10 protein-coding genes are annotated in these 17,557 nt (G+C 69.3%); 3 read left to right on the top strand and 7 right to left on the bottom strand.

Going from position 1 to position 17,557, the window contains the following annotated elements:
• Positions 1-41 precede the first annotated feature (41 nt).
• The 4 genes from ACWGI6_RS35425 to ACWGI6_RS35410 are packed head-to-tail and all read right to left on the bottom strand — an operon-like array spanning position 42 to position 8,953.
• A complete protein-coding gene (locus ACWGI6_RS35425; RefSeq protein WP_453271301.1) occupies positions 42-1,106 on the bottom strand; it encodes a phospholipase D-like domain-containing protein in 1,065 nt (354 codons plus the stop codon).
• Entirely contained in the window at positions 1,103-2,917 is a 1,815-nt protein-coding gene (locus tag ACWGI6_RS35420) for a hypothetical protein (protein WP_395368334.1), read from the bottom strand. Before ACWGI6_RS35420 ends, ACWGI6_RS35425 begins: the two co-directional genes overlap by 4 nt.
• A complete protein-coding gene (locus tag ACWGI6_RS35415) occupies positions 2,901-6,461 on the bottom strand; it encodes a helicase-related protein (RefSeq protein WP_453271300.1) in 3,561 nt (1,186 codons plus the stop codon). Before ACWGI6_RS35415 ends, ACWGI6_RS35420 begins: the two co-directional genes overlap by 17 nt.
• The gene (locus tag ACWGI6_RS35410; protein WP_395368338.1) at positions 6,458-8,953 is read right to left on the bottom strand and encodes a DISARM anti-phage system protein DrmE domain-containing protein; all 2,496 of its coding nucleotides are present in this window, start codon (positions 8,951-8,953) and stop codon (positions 6,458-6,460) included. The genes ACWGI6_RS35415 and ACWGI6_RS35410 overlap by 4 nt, the downstream gene beginning before the upstream one ends.
• Positions 8,954-9,072: 119 nt before the next feature.
• Here ACWGI6_RS35410 and ACWGI6_RS35405 point away from each other — a divergent pair, with 119 nt between their 5' ends.
• Positions 9,073-11,160 (top strand): DNA methyltransferase, encoded by a 2,088-nt coding sequence (locus tag ACWGI6_RS35405; protein WP_395368340.1) that lies wholly within the window; start codon positions 9,073-9,075, stop codon positions 11,158-11,160.
• Between the two features lie 175 nt (positions 11,161-11,335).
• Here ACWGI6_RS35405 and ACWGI6_RS35400 read toward each other — a convergent pair whose 3' ends face one another.
• The 3 genes from ACWGI6_RS35400 to ACWGI6_RS35390 all read right to left on the bottom strand — a co-directional run bounded on the left by ACWGI6_RS35400 (position 11,336) and on the right by ACWGI6_RS35390 (position 14,157).
• A complete protein-coding gene (locus ACWGI6_RS35400) occupies positions 11,336-12,736 on the bottom strand; it encodes a hypothetical protein (RefSeq protein WP_453271299.1) in 1,401 nt (466 codons plus the stop codon).
• A gap of 271 nt (positions 12,737-13,007) precedes the next feature.
• Positions 13,008-13,397 (bottom strand): hypothetical protein, encoded by a 390-nt coding sequence (locus ACWGI6_RS35395; protein WP_263267376.1) that lies wholly within the window; start codon positions 13,395-13,397, stop codon positions 13,008-13,010.
• A gap of 190 nt (positions 13,398-13,587) precedes the next feature.
• Positions 13,588-14,157, bottom strand: coding sequence for a hypothetical protein (locus ACWGI6_RS35390; protein WP_340490607.1), 570 nt, complete (start codon positions 14,155-14,157; stop codon positions 13,588-13,590).
• 125 nt (positions 14,158-14,282) lie between these two features.
• Here ACWGI6_RS35390 and ACWGI6_RS35385 point away from each other — a divergent pair, with 125 nt between their 5' ends.
• Positions 14,283-14,891 carry a hypothetical protein gene (locus ACWGI6_RS35385; RefSeq protein WP_263267380.1) on the top strand — a complete coding sequence of 203 codons (609 nt, stop codon included), beginning with the start codon at positions 14,283-14,285 and terminating at the stop codon, positions 14,889-14,891.
• 509 nt (positions 14,892-15,400) lie between these two features.
• Positions 15,401-17,272, top strand: a complete 1,872-nt coding sequence (locus ACWGI6_RS35380; RefSeq protein ID WP_453271298.1) for a pentapeptide repeat-containing protein — start codon at positions 15,401-15,403, stop codon at positions 17,270-17,272.
• Positions 17,273-17,557 lie beyond the last annotated feature (285 nt).

The raw sequence follows: 17,557 nt of genomic DNA, 5'->3' as shown, positions 1-17,557 counted from the left end.
GAGCCGGAGCGGGCAGCGGACCGTTCGCCTCGTGTCACGAACTACCCGGTGGATCCGGTTTCGCCGTCGCCTGCACGGGCGCCGTCTGCCGGCACGTTGGCGTAGTCGACGCCGGGAAAGAGCCGGATGCGGCTCTCATCGACGCGGACTCTGGCTGGCCGCGGAGCGTCGTCCGAGAGGCGGCACAGCACGTCCGCTTCACGGCGGCCGTCCCTAGTGGTGTGCCAGGATCGCAACTGGCCGAAGCGACGTTTCCCGTCGGCGGTCTCCACGAGGACGAGCGGGTCCGGTGCGCGTCCCGGCCCCTCGGTGACCTGGGCAAAGAAGCCTTCCTGGCGCAGCCGGGTGCACAAGTCCACCAGTGAGGATGCCTGGGTGCTTCCCAGTTCCATGCCGATCTCGAAGTGCTCTTGAAGACCGAGGGAGGACAGGTTCGCGCTGCCGAAGTAGCCGGTGGCGCGGTCGGCGACCACGAACTTGGCGTGCATGATGCCGGGGTTGGCCCCGGTCCACCAGTACAAGGACGTTCTTCCGTAGTCGGCGCAGTCTTTGACGAGGTCGTTCAGGGGTTGGGCCCGGCTGCTCGGGTCGTGGGCGTAGAAGTGGACGGCGACCTGGCGCTCGGCGACGGCGGGCAGCAGAACCTCGCGCAGTAGGTCGCAGCCGTGGCGGTTCCAGAAGGGGCCGCCGATGTGGAGTTCGCTGTTGGCTCCGGCGATGACGTCCTGGACTAGCAGGTCCAGGCGTCGGACGGGGGGCGTTACCAGGTGGGCGGCGGCTCGCGGGGTGGTGAACACCAGGGGGCGCTCGGATGGTGGTGCTGCGGGCGGTGGGTCAAGGCCGTCCAGGACGTCCAGGAGCACCTGGAGTTGGGAGAGGCGGGCAGGGACGAGCCCTGCGTGCCGGTCTGAGCCCAGTAGGCCGCACTCGGCGGCGAGCTGGCGTACGGCGGTAGCGTGATCGTCTGCGACCCCGTGCACGCGGAGGGCGTTAAGGGTGTCGGCTCTGGCGATCTCCCGTGTCCATTCGGCGGCTGCCGCGTAGCTGCCCGCGAGGCGCTCCAGTAGCTGGGCGAGCGGGACCAGCGGTCGCAGTTGGTCGGTCATGTGTGGCTCGAGGCGGCGGTGTGGCGGAGGAACTCTGCGGCGAGGCCCCGGTCAAGGTCGTCGTTGAACAGCCGGCAGCCGAACGTGAGGTAGACGCAGCGTTCGCAGCAGCGTGGTGAGGACTGATGGCACAGCGGGTCGTTCTCGCAGCTGAGCACCGAGTCGGCGGTGCTCTCCAGCCAGCTGAGCACGCGGTTGCTGAGCAGGGTCCACAGTGATCCGAGGGTAAATTCACGGACGTTGTCGGCGTAGATGGCGACGGTGAGTGCCTTCGTGACGACCCATTCGGCGAGCGTGTTCTCGGCCAGTCCTACTTGGCCGTCGTCCAGGGACCGAAGCAGGAGGTGGCCGAGGGTGTGGATGACCGTGTGCACGGTTGCTGCCGCGCGGGCGGCTTCCGGGTCGTCCTGGTCCGTGAACAGTTCCAGCAGCCGTTGTCGGGCCACCGATTCGTCTTCGGCCGCCCCGACGGTGAGTCCTTTGGCACTCAGGAACGACAGAACGGAACGCGCGGAGAAGGTGACCAGGAGGGCTTCGGTGTCCGATGCTGCGACGTAGACCGGGTACTTTCCGTCGTGGTGGTACTTGTTGTGGAAGCCGGTCAGGACGCCCCGCTCGGGCTCGTGCTCCTCTCTGGTGTAGCCGAAGGCGACTCGGGCTACGGGGAACTCCCAGGTGACGGCGATCTCTGCGATCCCCAGAGTGCGGGCCTGCTCGCGGGCGCGTTCCGTGGTCTGCTGGGCCAGCCGGTCCTGGAGCTCGGCGAAGCGTACACACTGGTCGTCGAGGGTGATGCGCTGGATCTGGGCGGGGTCGAAGACGGCTGCACGTTCCACGAAGGGGCGGTCCGCGCCGAGCAGTTCCCACCGCACCTTGTCGGCGTCCGTGTTGGGCAGAGCAGCCAGGCCGCTCTCCTCAGGGCCCATCATTCTGCGGTACTGCTCGATCTCCTCCTCCGGCACGTGCATCTGGCGCAGTAGTTGTTCCCTCTGCTGCCATTCCTGCGGGGACACGCGCGTCACCGTGACGCCCTGGGAGGCGTCGCCGATGCCCTCGGCCAGGGAGTCGATCAGGTTCAGGTAGTGGGCGGCAGCGATCTGGCCGCGTTGGGGGTGGCGCTGATACTGCCGGAACTCGGAGTTGTCGATGTTGACGAGCTGGAGAGCGTGGACTTGGTAGGCGCGGGTGTCGTTGAACGTCCTTGCCCGCATCATGGCGCGGCCGGCGGCGTCCTTCCATTCGCAGCTGCAGGGGGACTGCGAGGTGCCCTGGAGCTTCGCTCCGCCACAGCCTGGGCCGACGCAGCGCCAGAGGGCGGTGACGAAGCTTCCCGTGTTCTCGAACACGATGTGGTCGTAGCCGTGGGCGGGGACACGGCACTTGGGTACGTACATGGGGCGGATGCGTCCGCAGTTGTGCGCGTTGAAGTACGGGAGTTGCCGCAGTGGTGCGCCGCAGGTGCGGCACCGGGGGTCGGCCGCGAGTTGCTGGGCCTTTACGTATGTGCGCACGCGGCGGCAGGAGCGGCGTACGCATTCGAGGACGAGGGGAAATACCTCGAAGCGGACGAGGTCGGGGCTGACCAGGACGAAGTTCTGCCGCAGTCGGCCCTGTGGCACGGGCAAGGCGGCCCTGGCGTCTTCGCTCCAGCGCTCCAGGTAGCGGGAGATCTCGTCGTAGATGACGTCTTCGTTGAGTTTTTTGACCACGTCCCCGTCGACTGCCTGGACCCTGCCTCGCAGTCGCTGTTCGTGGCGGAAGACGGCACCGGGCAGGAAGGCAGTCATGGCCTGGCTACGGCTGCGGTTCATCCTCGCCCCCCTTGCTGTCGGCGGTGTTGGTGGCGAGCGCTTTGAAGGCGTCCTGGCTGCTGGTCAGTGACTGGAACGAGGTGCTCTTGTCGATGTCGCGGAAGCTGGTGAGCGGCTGTTGGAGGAACAGGTAGGCGGTGCGCCTTTCCTCTGCGCCCTTGTTGAGGTTGGGCCGTTCCTCCTGCCGCCAGGTCTCCATGATCCGCTCAACGAGGTCGTTCTCCAGTCCGCGCCCGTTGACGCCCTCCACGCGCTCGCGGTAGCAGGCTGGGATGCGTCGTTCCAGCCACGGGTCGAGGAGTGGTCGTTGGGCGCTCCACCAGCGCTTGAAGTCTTTGGAGTAGTCGGCTCCTTCCGGTGGTGGCTTCAGCGCGGGGTCGCGGGCGGCATCGTGGAGCAGCGCCAGCACGATGCCGGGCAGGGTGCGTCGGGCTGCGAAGTAGGCGTACTTGTTGACGGGCACAGGGGTGACCATGCGGTCGAGCAGGCGGTGGTAGCTCAGAAAGTTGGAGAACATGGAGCGTTCGCGGCGCGAGACGGGGTCGTAGACGGTGACGACGAGGCCTGCGTGGGTTCGCCCGGCCCGGGCGGTGACCTGGATGTAGTCGGCGGCGGTCGGCGGCATGCCGGCCAGGACCAGGAGGTTGAGGCGCTCGAGGTCCACCCCGTGGCTGAGCACGCTGGTGCCGACCAGGGCGCGCAGCCGCTCTCCTCGCGGGGTGTCCAGGTGCTCGCGTTGGACCCGGGCGATGGCCGCGGCGAGGTCGGGGACCGGGACTTCGCCGGTGAGCACCGCGTGCTCGACGCGGTCGAGTCCGGCGTGCTGCAGGTCGTCGGAGAGCTGGCCGAGCTCCTCGTCAAGCTGGGTGCCGTGCTGCTTGCTGTTCACATAGGCCAAGGAGACCTCGTAGGGGAAGAGGAGCCGTGGGAGGTCCGAGTCGGGCAGCCCGTGCAGGGCGAGGCGCTCGCGCAGGGCCTTGGGCTCCTCCTGGAGCCGGGCGATCTCGGTGAGGAGCTCGCCCTGCACGATCGCGGCGACGTCGGCTTTGCGGCGCTTGTGCGGGAGCACTCCGATGTGAACGCGCCGGAAGTCGGGCCGGGTCGTGGTGTAGAAGCTCTCGCCGAGTTTCCATCCCGGTGCGGGGAAGGCGCGGGGACGGCGGCCGTAGAGCTGGCGGAGCTGGTCCTGGTACTGCTCGATGGTGGCGGAGGCGCCCAGTACCTTGCTGGGCAGGCCGCTGCCTGCTCCTGACTGGAGTTCGGCGATCATGCCTTCGTAGTGCGCGTTGAATGCGCCGAGCTCCTCCTTGAGGAGGTGCATCTCGTCCTGCACCGTCAATGCCGGTACTGGGTCCTTGATCGGGCGGGCCGCCGGGTAGCCGCCCTTCGGCGCGGTGCAGTGGTCCCGCCCTGCCGAGCAGACTCCGAAACGCGGGAAGGAGAAGTAGCCGTGCTCGGCGCAGCGGTGCTTGGGTCCGTGCTGGAACGCGGTGAACTCGGGGAACCAGCTGTGCCCGGTGAGCTTGTCGACGGTGGAGATGACGATTGCCGGCAAGGTGCGGTAGACCTCGACGTCGCTCACGTGCAGGGGCAAGATCCGCTGGCAAGCGGCGCACTCGTGATGCAGGCGGACCGCATCGGTGTCCAGGCGCAGCCGTACGCTGTCGCCCTCGCAGTAGGGGCAGGTGATCACGAGCCGGTCACGCAGGTGGTCTTCGGCGAAGGTCCCCGCCCGGGTGGCGGCGGCCTCGGTCTCCCAGCCGCGCCACCAGCCCCCATCCCAGTGGAGGTCGTTGGGGCTGCCCGTCCCGCCGGCCAGGTAGCCGAGCGCGAACGGGTCGTCGTGGGGGGATCCGATCCCGCGTTCGACGCGGAGCTCCTCGGCGGCGATCAGCATGCGCAGGGTGCGGTCGAGTTGCTGCACGCTGAGCATACGCAGCGGGAAGCGCAGCCAGGCGGTGACCCCTGCGTGCTTGCCTCGCAGCCGGTCGTAGAACAGGGCCGTGAGGATCAGCCCCAGGTACGCCTCGGTCTTCCCCCCGCCCGCGGGAAACCACAGCACGTCGGTGTGGTCGAGTTCAGCGCGCAGGTCCGCCCGCTGCGGGTGCTCGCGCACGGCGAGGGCCGGCAGGTGGGAGACGATGTAGACCAGCTGAAAGAGCCGCCAACTGTCGTACGTGCGGTCGTCGTTGAAGCGGGCGAAGACCTCGTTGGCTAGCCGGAAGGCGAGTTTGAGGTCCGGATCCAGGTCCAGGCACTCGCGGCCGAGGCCGAACCGTCTGGCCTCGTCGTCGAACTGGGCGTGGTCGGCTTCGATGGCCTTGTGGTGCGGCAGCTGCTGGGCGGCACTGCAGGCGGCGGCGAACTCCCGGGAGTAGCGGGCCATCGCGACCTCGACGGAGTCCAGGATCGGGGCCGGGTCGTCGGCGAGCTCACGCCACCGCGGGTGCCGCACCCCGGCTTGGCGGGGCACGACGGTGCGTTGGACATGGACGGGCAGGGTCTCGGTCCGCAGACCGCTGCCGTGGAGAACTGCTGCGCAGCCGGTACCGCGACCGATCACCTCCGCCAGCGCCTCCAGCCGGTAGTCGCGGGAGGCAAGGTGGAAGCGCTGGGGCACGATGCTGATGCCGTCTCCGGGAAGGACCGCGAAGCGGCAGTCGTACACGGAGAGGTCCTGCCAGTCGCTCTGCGCCGTGTCGCTTTGGTTGTGCAGGGAGACGCGTATGAGGTGGTCGCCGCCGTCCAGGGCTTGGGCGTGCGCGGACAGCACCAGCTGGGGTGCGCAAGGGGCTGTGTCGCGGTCCAGCAGTGCCGCGACGTGGCGGTGGAAGGCATCCTCGTCGGCCATGGCCTCCGCGGGGAGCACGTTGCGCCTGCGCCGCCCCTGGCGGCCCTGCGGCCCCGCGGTGAGCGGGCGACGGGCCTCGGGGCGGGCGAAGTGCGCGTCCACCGCGCGGCGGACCGCCCGGTCCAGCACCTGCTGGGCCTCGCTGAATGCCTGCGGATCGACGTCGCTTTCCCCAAGCGGCACTTCGATCACCAGGTCGGGTACGTGAATGTCATGGCGGCGCCAGACGCCTAACAGCTCTCCTGCCCGGGTCTGTGCGCCGGATGGGTCTTCGTTGCCGCGCAGGTACGCCATGTGCTCGGCGTAGCTGGCGATGTCCTCCAGGTACAGGGCGAATCGGCAATGGACGGCGAGTTGTGCGGTCCTGCGGCCGGGGGCGGTGCGCACCCGGAAGTCGAGTGCCAGGACCGGGGGCGCCTGCGTGCCGCGCAGGGACTCGACGGGCCGGCCGCTCGGGTCGGCCGTCGCCTCGTCTGGTGCCGGCAGATGTCGCGGCGGGACCGCGACGGCGGGCAGCACTCCGACGACTACGTGGTCGCGTGGTGTCCATGGGGGTTTGTGCGGGGCGCCGCTGCGGTCGGCGAGTCTGTCGGCGAGGACCCGCGTCAGGTGGTCGATCAGCACTGTCTCCCGCTGGTTGTCCGCGGCGCTGTCGGGGTGCGGCGCCAGCGGGTTGGTGCGGGCATCGTTCACGGCGTCTCCTGTGGTGAGCTGCTTGCGCTGCGGGGGCCTGGTACGCGGCCCAGGGCGTCCGCGGACATGCCCTTCTGGCCACCGATGCGGCGGACGACGACCAGGTCGAACTCCTCGAGGACCTCCGAGACGTCGATCCCGGAGCACAGTGTCTTCAGCTGGCGAAGCGCGGGGCCTTCCGTGCCCCGTGCGGCCTCGGTCATCGCTGCCGCCGCGGTGTGGCCCAGCGCCCGGTGTAAGCGGCGTAGTTCCTCCGCCATGCGGGCCAGGCGCTGCCACGTGCCTCCTGCGGTCAGCCGGGTGTCCCGGGCCAGCAGGGCAACCCGGTGGATGTCTTGCGGGTCCTCCGGGGCGATGACGCTGCCGTCGGCCCATTTGCTCACCGCCTGCCAGGACGAGACCTCGCTTCCGAGGTTCTTCAGGGCGGTGAGCACGTTTGGCCACGACCCTCGTTGCTCGTGCACGGTGGTGATGGCCTGGCGGAAGTAGCCGATCATCGTGTCCATGGCGGTCACTTCGGCGCTGTCGTGGATCACCATGACGAGCCGGTCGTGGAGTCTGGACGGCCCGTCGCCGCGTGCGCGCAGGAGTCGGCTGCCGGGGGTGAGCGCGGTCACGGGCATCCTGGCGTAGCGCTGACCGATGAGGACGTCGACCTGCTCGTCACTGCGCAGCCAGAGCACTGCCCCGTCGGGTTCGGTGAGCACGGCCGTGGCCGGCACCGGGCCGTCCGCCGCCACCGCTGTGGCACCGCGGCCGGGGGCCGCCGGGATGCTGATTGCCCTGGCCGGGGCGTCGTAGTCCTCAAAGAGCGCCGAGAGGTCGAGGGCGAGCCGACTGTCGTGCTGGGGCGGCTCTTCTGGTGCGAGGGACGGTCCGGAGAGGTCGACGGGGCCGTACGCGACGGGCAGCGGGGGCGTCGCCGGCTCCGGTACCTCGCCCAGCCTCAGCACCGCGGCGGTCTGGCGTATCTGCTCGTGCCAGCCGTGCAGCGCGCGGCTGGCTGAACGCTCCAGCCACGTGTACTCGCTCTGCTCCACCACGGCGACGTGTTCATCGGCAGCACCGGAGAACAGCACGCCGGTGCGCAAGGTCGAGGGGACACCGAGGTGAAGCTCGAACCTCGGCGAGGCGTCCCAGACCAGGCGTTCCGCATAGGGCATCACGTGCAGCGCGCCGGCTCCCCCGCCGGCGGCGGGCCCGGGCCGGGGGGCGAGCAGCAGGGAGTCGGCATCACCGCCGAGTGCGTCGGCCAGCTCCTCGGCGACAGCCGCGGCGGCGGAGCGGGAGCGGGTGCGGACGAGAACGGGGACGCCTGCCCGGTCGGCCCGCGCCCAATCGATCAGCGCAAGCAGCAGGTCCCAGCGCGGGTTGCCGTCGTACAACAGTTCATACAGGTTCAGCACGCCGCGCCGAAGGTCGGGCCATTGGGTCTCGCGGAACAGCTCCCACGGCCCGGCCCGCCCCTCCAATGTCCCGCGGGACACCGACCGGGCCAGCGCCCGTGCGCCGCTGCCGCGCCCCATCAGTACCTGCCAGGCGTCTTGCCTCCCGATCGAACCCCAGCTGCACCACAGCAGGTTGAGCAGACGCACGGCGTCGGCGATCGGCTGCGGCCAGGGCTCCAACGTGTGGACACGCCGTGCTGCGACCACACCCGCCACGACCGTCCGGTACAGCTCGGCGAGCTGCTCGTGGCGGTATACCGCCACGCTTGGTGCGGCTGCCGGGCGGTGGGCAAGGAGGGCGTTGCTGGTCAGGGGGCCGTATGCGGGGCGGTGCCCGAGGGTGTGCCGCACGTCGGTGCGCAGCGCGGGAGTCCACGGCCACTGCGTCCAGGCCCGGTTGCTGCCCGGCTGGGTGCCCAGGTCGGCCACGGCCACGACGCGAGCGGCGTCGTGCTCGCTCGCCCAGGCCAACGCGCGCTCCCAGGACTGGTCGTTGGCCATGCTGGTGCGGTCGATGACGACAGTGCCGACGCTGGTCCCCAGCGAGGGCCTGCCGAGCGCGGTGTTGAGGTAGAACAGCCCCGAGGGCGAGTCGACAGCCCTGGTGATCTTTCCTCGGAGGTCAACAACCCGCCCGTCACCGCGGATTCTCTGCATGCGCAGGGCTCGTGAGAGGTTCTGCCTACCGATCGCGAGCTGTGCCAGCCGTACGGTGACGTTGGTGCGCAGTCCGACGACCACCACCGGTCCGTCAGGGACCGGGCAAGGTGATCCGCCGGTCAGCTCTGCCCCGCGCCGTACGAGCTGGAGGTAGATCCCAATCAGCACGGCCAGGTCGTGCCGCCCGCGCGGGAGGCCCAGGTACACGCTGTGTTGATCACTCGATAATGCGCGGGACAACAGGGTCAGGGTGGCACGGTCCAGCGGGCCGAGATCGACGGTGCGGCCGCGGTCCGTCATGCGAAGGGCCTGCACTCGCTCGAAGAAGTCGGCCGGGCCCGCGTCGGGAGGGACGAGACAGTCCAGATACGTCACGCGCGCCATCACCCATCTGGTATCCCCCCACTACCTGCCGTTACAGTAACGCACGTTGACAGGCCGTCACCTGCTCCTGCCCAATCCGAGGGCGGTGGATCCGGGTTCGGACCACTGGGGGCGTACACATGAACGAGAAGCCAGGGGCGGGCCTCCCCTCGGCCTCACTTCTCGAGGCCGGACCGGCGCCAGTGGAGTGGAGCCGGATCGCCGAGCACGAGTCGTGGCGCAAGGAGGTGCACCGGCCCGCGACCTACGTGCACAAGTGGTGGGCGAGGCGCCTGGGCAGCGTCGCACGCCACTTACTGTTGGCTGCCGTGTCCGGGCCGGACGACTCCGTTGCGGACGCCGCGGCCAGGCTGCGGGGGCTCGTCGTCTATGACCCCTTCGCCGGATCGGGCACCACCCTTGTCGAGGCGGCCAAACTCGGGGCCGCCGTCATCGGCCGCGACATCAACCCCGTCGCGACGCTCACCCAGCGGCAGGCGCTACAGCCATGGGATCTAGAGGTGCTCGCGGACCTCTTCGGGCAGGTCGTCAGGAAGTGCGCCCGTCCCGTCCAGGAACTGCACCGCACCGTCTCCAACGAGCCGGTGCTGCACTACTTCTGGGTGGCCCTCGCGTACTGCCCGGAGTGCGGCGAGGACGTGGAACTCTTCACCACCCGGGTCTTCGCCCGCCATGCGTACCCGCGCCGATTCCCACGCGCACAGGCCATATGCCCGGGCTGCCGGGGCATCTGCGTCACCGACCTGAGCAAGGACGAGGGGGGACACTGCCTCGCCTGCGGCATGGTCTTCTCGTTTCAAGGGGCCGTTCGAGGACGGTTTATGACGTGCCGTCACGGGCACCGAACCCCTGTCATTGGTGCGCTGAATGGCGCCGTCCCGGAACGGCGCATGTACGCGAAGTTGGTGCTGCGCGCCGACGGCCAGCGTGAGTACCGGGCGATCGACGACTTCGACCTCTGCCTGTACGACAAGGCGGCGAAGTCCCTCGCCGACACATCCCCCGATGAGCTCGTACGCCCGCTCGGCACGCTGGAGGAAGGCGTCAGCACGGTCCAGGCGCTGCGCTGGGGGTACGACTCCTGGGAGCGGTTCTTCAACGAGCGCCAGCGTTACAGCCTCGGACTGATCGGCGCGGCGCTGCGCGATCTGCCCGGGGCCTCCGCGGAACGCGAGGCGCTCATCGCATCGTTCGGCAGAACCGTCGAACACCACAACCTCTTCTGCTCCTACAAGGGGGAGGGCACCGGCCCGGTCCGCTCGATCTTCCACAACCACGTACTGCGACCGGAGCGGTGCAGCGTCGAAGGAGACCCCTGGGGTGCCCAGGGGGGATCGGCCGGGTTCTCCGGGGTGCTCACCCGCCTGCACAAAGCGGCCCAGTACAAGAACACCCCGCTGGACTTCAGGGCCGAGGCCGGCCGGATCCTCGCCGCCGACCAGTCCTCGTTGCCCGTCGCCCGCCCCCTGAGCACGACGTGGCAGCAGTTCGCACGGGATCCCGCAACGGCCTACACCATCACCGGCGATGCCTCGCAAACGGATCTTCCCGACAACAGCGTGGACCTCATCGTCACCGACCCCCCCTACGTCGACAACGTCCACTACTCGGAACTGGCCGACTTCTTCCACGCGTGGCTCAGCGCCATGCGCCCCTACCAGGACTACCCGGACATACCCAGCACCCGGGCCGTCCAAGAAGTACAGAACGCCGCCCCTGATGGATTTCAAGCCACCGCAGCCCGCGTCTGGCGCGAGTGCCGGCGCGTCCTCAAACCGGGCGGCTGCCTCCTGTTCAGCTTCCACCAGTCGCAGACCAGGGGCTGGTGCGCTCTGATGCGGTCGCTGTCCGACGCCGGCTTCACCGTCACCACCACCCGCGCCATGATCGCCGAAGTGGCCACCAGTCTCTCCAAGACCGCAGCGGCGGAGCCCAACCGCATCGACGTCATCGTGGTGTGCAGGGACGCTGCGGGCACGTCTGCCGGGGCAGCCCCCGACCTCGACCAGGCCGCCGCGCAGGCGCTGTCGGAAATCCAGGGCCTCAGGGGAGCCGGGCTGCGGGTGGGCCCCGGCGATGTCCGCACCGCCGTACGCGCCGCGGTCCTGGCGGCAGGAACACGCCAGGCACCCGCCGACTGGGAGACCCTGCAAACAGAGGCAGACCAGCGAGCCACGGCGGCGGTAGCGGAATTCGACACCACCTGACTCCCCCGCCGGTGCCAGCCACATCCGACCTGCCCCGGACCGGCGAGGAAAACCGGGTGTGGCCCCAACACGCGGACCGTCCAACGTCGGCTGCCCGCCCTCGCACTGCTGCCAGTCGCCTGCCGAGGAACAGGGGGCCGCGTCGCACTGCTCACGACCGGCCCTGTGGTCCGGCTCAGAGCCCGAGGCGGTCCTGCGGCGGCGTTGCGCGGAAGAAGGCACGCAGGGGTTCATCGACGGCGCGTTCGCGGCCGGTGCCGGCAGCAGCAGCGTCGAGGAGGGGTGCGAGGTCTTCAGTGTCGCAGGGGGTGAGGACGAGCCAGCGCAGAACAACCTGCCGCACGATCAGACTGAGGTCACGCAGGGCGGCCAGCTTCTCGCTCTCGTCCTGGTTTTTGAGGACGTCCCCATGCACGTACTTGGAGCGCGCGCTGTACGCATCCTGCACAATTGTCTCGACCTGCTGGCGCAGAGACGGGGTGAAAAACAGGGCGGCTGCACGGGACCGGATCCTTTCGCTGACGCCCTCGTGCTTGTCGTCGGGGCTAGCCATCAGGGCTTCCAGCGTGATGACGTAGTCTAGGTGCAGCTCGTCAGCCTCCTGCTCCCACACGCCGTAGTCGCTGTGGGTGCGCTGGTGGGCCTGCACCAGGTGCCGGGCCGCGCGCTCCAGGCGCAGGGCGCGCCTCCTGGGCAGCCTTCGGCTGCTGGTGGCGCCGTCCACGACGGCGTCGATCTTTGCGGTCACGGCGGAGCAGAAGGCTTGCAGGCGCGGGAGTTGCGCCTGGGTGACGTGGAAGGTGCCAGTCTCGCGGACCTCGACTTCCTCCTGCCTGCCGTCATGGTCCTCGTAGATCTGGAGGGTGGTGGGCACGTGGTTTGGGTGCAGCCCGAACTCGCGACCGCGTTCGACGTCGAACACCGCGTCGACATGCAGGAGTTCGGGGCTCCACAGGATCAACGGCAGCAGCGCCCTCCAGTGCCGGGCCTCCGGCCGCGGGCCGGTGAAATCGAACCAGGGCGCGCCACTGCGGTCCGAGGCACGGTCCGGATCGGGGGCGTGGACGAACGGCGCACCAGCCAGGAGACGGAGGTCGAGCCCGCCCGGCTGAAGGCCGTAAAGGGCGGGCATCTGGCCCAACTGCCTCAGTTCGTCGGCGGTGAAGGTCTGAAGGGTGTACCGGCCCAGCGGGATCCGTGCCCCCTCGGGGAGATCGCCGGTCAGCAACAGCCAGTCCTCCACTGCCGGCGCGGGCGCCGTGCAGAAGGCGACGAAGCTGTCCGCAACCTCTTCCACCGGCACCGTCGCCCCCTGGGCAACCAGACGGGTCGCGTCCCCCAGCCCTGATCCGCTCAAGAGCGTGGACCATCGGGGCATCCAGTCACCATCGGCCTTGCCGTACAGGTCGCGGTGTTCGGATTTCGGCGCGGCGCCCACCACCGCGTTGATCACGGCATCGAACTCCGGCTGCGTCGACAGAGCCACATCGGTGATTGCCTGGGGTATCGAGGGCAGGTCCCGTGCCAGCTCGAGCCAGGCAAGGACGGCCTGACGCAGTGGGGAGGTGTCTTCCATACGGCACGAAATTAGCGCACCCTCGCCGCCCGCCAGACCCAACCACCAGGCCACAGCTCCCGGCCTGAGCGGCCGTTCCCGCGTTGTTCTGCAACTCGGACCGCTGCGCTGATCGGTGGCTGGCCCGCTGCGATCAGTTGATCTTCTCGAATGGGTGACCTGCGGAGAACGGATCTAGCGCTGAGCTGGGCCGGCACCCGCTCGACCTTCCAACGGCATCGAGCTCCGGGGCACCCGTCCACCAGTGGCACTACCCGCAGTACGCCCTCACTCAGCAGTCGTAGCTCTTGAGCGTCTTCGAGGCACCGGTGGCCGACTTCAGGTAGTCGTTCTCTGACTTCAGGCTCTCGTTCTCCGCCGTCGACTCCGCCAACTGCACAACCAGTCCGGCAGCCATGGACAGGAGCCCCTCGTGCTTCGTCTGGAGCCCCTCGTGCTCTTCCTGAAGCCCCTTATACTTCCAGGCGAGGAGCCCGATGGTGGTGGCGGCCAGAACGCTGACGCCGGCCTTACCCACGACCCTGGCTTTGCCGAACTTACCTCCGGCTGGCCCGACACCGCCCTTGCCGATACAAACGTGGCCCGTCTGGTGCAAGTGCTGTTGAGCCTCGCCGAGATGGTCGCTCTGATACGAGCACGATCCGCATTGGTAATGGGCCATCAGTCGTTCCTCTCCCCCAGGGAGATGAGCTTGCCACAGGGCACGTGCCTCCGGAGACCACTTGGTCATCCTCCGTACGCCCACCGACGCTGAGGGAAGGACGCGCACCTGCACGGGCGGCGCGCCCCTGGTTGTGGGCTATGCCGTCAACGCCCCCAGGATGGCCCATGGCGCGCCACGGGTAGCTCGTTCAGGTCTCTGGCCAGCGGGGACGCGTCGGTTCCAGGCCGAGGAGGTCGAGGAAATGGAGCTGGACGCCGCGGCTGATGACGATGATGGTCGGGTCGGTGGCGCCGACGACGCGTAGCCGCAGGCCAGAGAGATGGTAGAGGATCATCCGGCCGGTGGGCCGGACCTGCTGGTTGCCGGGATAGAGCCCGGGCATCCTCTGGTCGCTCCCGAGGGCCCGGCGGGCCTGGCGCTCGATCAGGCAGAACACGAGCAGGGCCAGGCAGATCACCGTCACCAGTGCGGCAACCCTCTTGTTGTCCTGCACGAAGACGGGGGTGACTGCCAGGAGGCCCTTGAAGTCGCTGTAGCGGCGCTCGACGGTGCCTTGGCCCTTGTAACACCGCAGTACCTCTGCGGTGTCGGCATGTTCGGGGGTGAGGGTGGTCAGCCGCGTGTACCAGCCGTCGATGGCGGCTTCGGCCTGGAGGACGTCTTGGTCAAAGTGCCAGTCGAAGGTGGGCCGTCCGGTGGCGTCGGTGGTGATGGAGGTACGCAGGCAGCCAGTGACGCGGCGGGCTTTGGCGATCACGCCGATGCGGGCGGCGATCTTCTCTGCAGTGTTGCAGTAGCGGCCGCCGGCCCTGCGCTGCAGCTGTCGAGCTCTTCCCGGGCCTTGACCAGGCGTTTGTCCCGGGCCCGCTGCTAACCACCCTGATGATCAACCCGTCAGGCGTCGTGCACGCCCTGACCATGTGCCTCGCCCCTGAAATCGCCGCGCTCGCCACCTGGCTGGAGTCGGTGCTCACCGAACAGGCCGACACCGGGGAGGGGCTGCTGCGGCTGCCCGGGGCCGAACAGGGCGGGGCGGAGGTGTTCATGCATGGCTGGATCGACCACCTCCACCAGCTCACCGACCGGGCACGCGCCCGCCGCACCGGCGCCGACGAGGACGTCGACGGAGCGCGGCCGTCCACACGAGCATCGGCGGACATCAGTCCGGCCGGGAGCAGCATGGACGGGACGGACCGCCAGCCGGACGAGGGCGGCCGGGGCGCCGGCCGAGCGGGAGGAACAGAATCAGTGGCCAGGCACGACGGTGAACTCGGCGTCGCAGCGCGGCTAGACGCCCACGGCTTCCTTGCGGCGGCCCGCGCCGTCGTAGAGCACCGTCTGGGCCTCCACCTCGGCGACGAGGAGCACCGGGCGCCGCCCGCCGGCTCCTCTGAATCCCTCCCCGACGGCGCCGACAGCCCGGACCTGTATCTGATGGGCCGCGCCCTCGCAGAGCCTCTCCCCACCGCGACGAGCTCGCCGAGCGCCTGACCCTCGTCCTCGACGGCAGCGCCCTGCTCACCGACCGCCGAGGCATTGCAGTGGCGGTGACGCCCCAACTCCCCGCCGGACGGCGGGCCGTACGCTCCAGGCCCGCGCCACCGGGCGCAGCGGCAGGACGCGGGAACAGCACGGCGCGGGCGGCCCGGAGCGGGGACTTCGCGCAGGTGAGGCCGTCATGAGGCGGGAACCGGGCGGCCCGCGGACCTACGGCTGGGCCCAGCGGCACGACGCCGTACGCGAGCTGCTGGGACAGCTCGCCACCGACGCCACCCTCGCTGGCGTCTGGCCCGGACTCGACGAGCTCGCCCAGTTCGTGCCCGCCGCCTCCTCGACTCTGTCGACCAGGCCGCCAAGGCAGCTGTCGGAACGCACGGAAGATTTCAGTGGAGCACGATTCATTTCGATACGTCCTTCAGTGCCGCAGCGAAGATTTCAGTGCTGGCCGTGTCGGAGGCGAGCTCGGCAACCATCGACCGTGCTCGATCGTCCCTTCGGGTATGCCACACCCGAGCCCTGAACCGTCCCCGACTCCGCCTGACTGGCCGCACTGTGGCCACGGCACTACCCCGGAGGACACGGTCGGCTGCCGCGGCATTCACGCCCCTGGTCACACCGTCTGCCTCGCCCATCTGGCCGACGCCGACCGCGACGCCTACCTGGATGGCCTGACACCCGGCGCCGACATCGACCATCGCGGCACCTCCTTCACCGAACCCCTTCTCGATGCCCTCCTCGACGCCCTCCTCGACCCCGCCACCGGACACCCCCGCCTCGGCGAAGCCCGGTTCGACTCGGCGACCTTCCAAGACGATGCCCAATTCGTAAGGGCGACCTTCCAGGGCCACGCGTGGTTCGACTCGGCGACCTTCGAGGGCCTTGCGTGGTTCGACTCGGCGACCTTCCAGGGCCTCGCTCGCTTCGAGTCGGCGACCTTCCAGGGCTACGCCCATTTCGACACGGCGAGCTTCCAGGGCTACGCCGGGTTCAGATCGGCGACCTTCCACGACCTCGCATGGTTCGACTCGGCGACCTTCCAGGGCATCACCAAGTTCGACTCGGCGACCTTCGAGCACCTCGCCCAGTTCGACTCGGCGACCTTCCAGGACGCCTCTTTTGTGCGGGCGGCCTTCCAGGGCACCGGCCAGTTCGGGCAGGTGACCTTCGAGGCTCACGCCTCATTCGGGTACGCAACCTTCCAGGGCGCCGCCCACTTCCGGTCGGCAGTTTTCGAGGGCGACGCTAGGTTCGATGAGGCGACCTTCGAGCGGCTGGTCACCCTCGGCCCCTTGGTGTGCGCCGGGCGGTTTGTGCTCTCCGAGGCGACGTTCAGCAGCCCAGCGAACCTCTCGTTCGCTGCGCGCCGGCTGGAGTGCTTGCGAACCCGCTGGACATCAACGGCCGAGTTACGTCTGCGCTACGCCACAGTGGACTTCGCCCACGCTGTCTTCGAATACCCCCTCACGATCGCCGCGGAGGCCAACCCCTTCGTACTCCCCGACGGACAGACGGTGGACGAACAGGTTCTTGCCGATGCGCCCGACGCCGCGGTGCGGATGGCCTCGTTGCGCGGGGTGGACGCGGCCCACCTGGTCCTCGCCGACGTCGACCTCGCGGGATGCCTGTTCACCGGAACCGTGCACCTGGACCAGCTGCGACTGGAGGGTGCCTGCATCTTCGACACGGTGCCGCCCGCAGTGCATTGGCGGGGCTGGCGCCCCGTACGGTTCACCCAGCGCCGCACCCTCGCCGAAGAACACCACTGGCGCGCGAGCGAGCCATCGGCGGCCCGGGGCTGGAACGTGGCAGTGTTCGGCGCCGGGCGCGTCGGGCCGTTGCAACTGGCACCGGTGTACCGCGCGCTGCGCAAAGCGTTCGAGGATGGCAAGCATGAGCCTGGGGCCGCCGACTTCTATTACGGAGAGATGGAGATGCGCCGCCACGCCGACGACATCCCCCGAAGCGAGCGAAGCCTTCTGACCGCTTACTGGGCGCTGTCCGGCTACGGCCTGCGCGCCTCCCGGGCTCTGGGCTGGCTCGCCGCCGCCATGCTCGTCACCATCGTGCTCCTGATGAGCGTCGGCCTCCCCAAGGACGCCCCGAAGCAGGAAGCGACCGGCACCGTCCCCGTCGGCGGAGGCACGGTCACCTTCGAGATCGACAAGGACGAACCGCACAACCCCACGGGGAACCGGTTCACCGGCGAGCGTTTCGAGAAGGCCCTGAACGTCACGCTCAACTCGGTGGTCTTCCGCTCCGCCGACCAGGACCTGACCACCGCCGGCACCTACATCGAGATGACCTCCCGCCTGGCCGAGCCCCTCCTTCTGGGCCTCGCGGTCCTCGCCGTCCGCAACCGCGTCAAACGCTGACCCACTGCCACCCGACACTGAAGCAATCGCTGCACCCGAACCCACATGAGCCATCGCGCGGAAGATTTCAGTGCCCAAGTCACAGGCTCGCTCACTGAAATCTTCCGTGCTGCCCGACAGCAGCGGACGACGCGGGTACGGGACACCGTCGCCGACCTGGAGAAGGCGTTGCGGGCGGCCGCCCGCACAGCCCGGGGCGCGGCAACCCCCCCCCCACGGCCCCCTCACCCCCCCCCCGGTCCCCCAAGGCCCCCCCCACAGGTGGCCACCCCACCCCCGCCCGCA

It is taken from the genome of Streptomyces sp. NPDC054786, assembly GCF_053611685.1.
Note: the sequence above shows the minus strand (reverse complement) of the source record. Positions and strands in the feature narration are given on the sequence as shown.

Bases quoted from the DNA above. Each gene is read 5' to 3' on its own strand.
- ACWGI6_RS35425 (WP_453271301.1), bottom strand. From the start codon at position 1,106: ATGACCGACCAACTGCGACCGCTGGTCCCGCTCGCCCAGCTACTGGAG.
- ACWGI6_RS35420 (WP_395368334.1), bottom strand. From the start codon at position 2,917: ATGAACCGCAGCCGTAGCCAGGCCATGACTGCCTTCCTGCCCGGTGCC.
- ACWGI6_RS35410 (WP_395368338.1), bottom strand. From the start codon at position 8,953: ATGGCGCGCGTGACGTATCTGGACTGTCTCGTCCCTCCCGACGCGGGC.
- ACWGI6_RS35405 (WP_395368340.1), top strand. From the start codon at position 9,073: ATGAACGAGAAGCCAGGGGCGGGCCTCCCCTCGGCCTCACTTCTCGAG.
- ACWGI6_RS35400 (WP_453271299.1), bottom strand. From the start codon at position 12,736: ATGGAAGACACCTCCCCACTGCGTCAGGCCGTCCTTGCCTGGCTCGAG.
- ACWGI6_RS35395 (WP_263267376.1), bottom strand. From the start codon at position 13,397: ATGGCCCATTACCAATGCGGATCGTGCTCGTATCAGAGCGACCATCTC.
- ACWGI6_RS35385 (WP_263267380.1), top strand. From the start codon at position 14,283: ATGATCAACCCGTCAGGCGTCGTGCACGCCCTGACCATGTGCCTCGCC.
- ACWGI6_RS35380 (WP_453271298.1), top strand. From the start codon at position 15,401: ATGCCACACCCGAGCCCTGAACCGTCCCCGACTCCGCCTGACTGGCCG.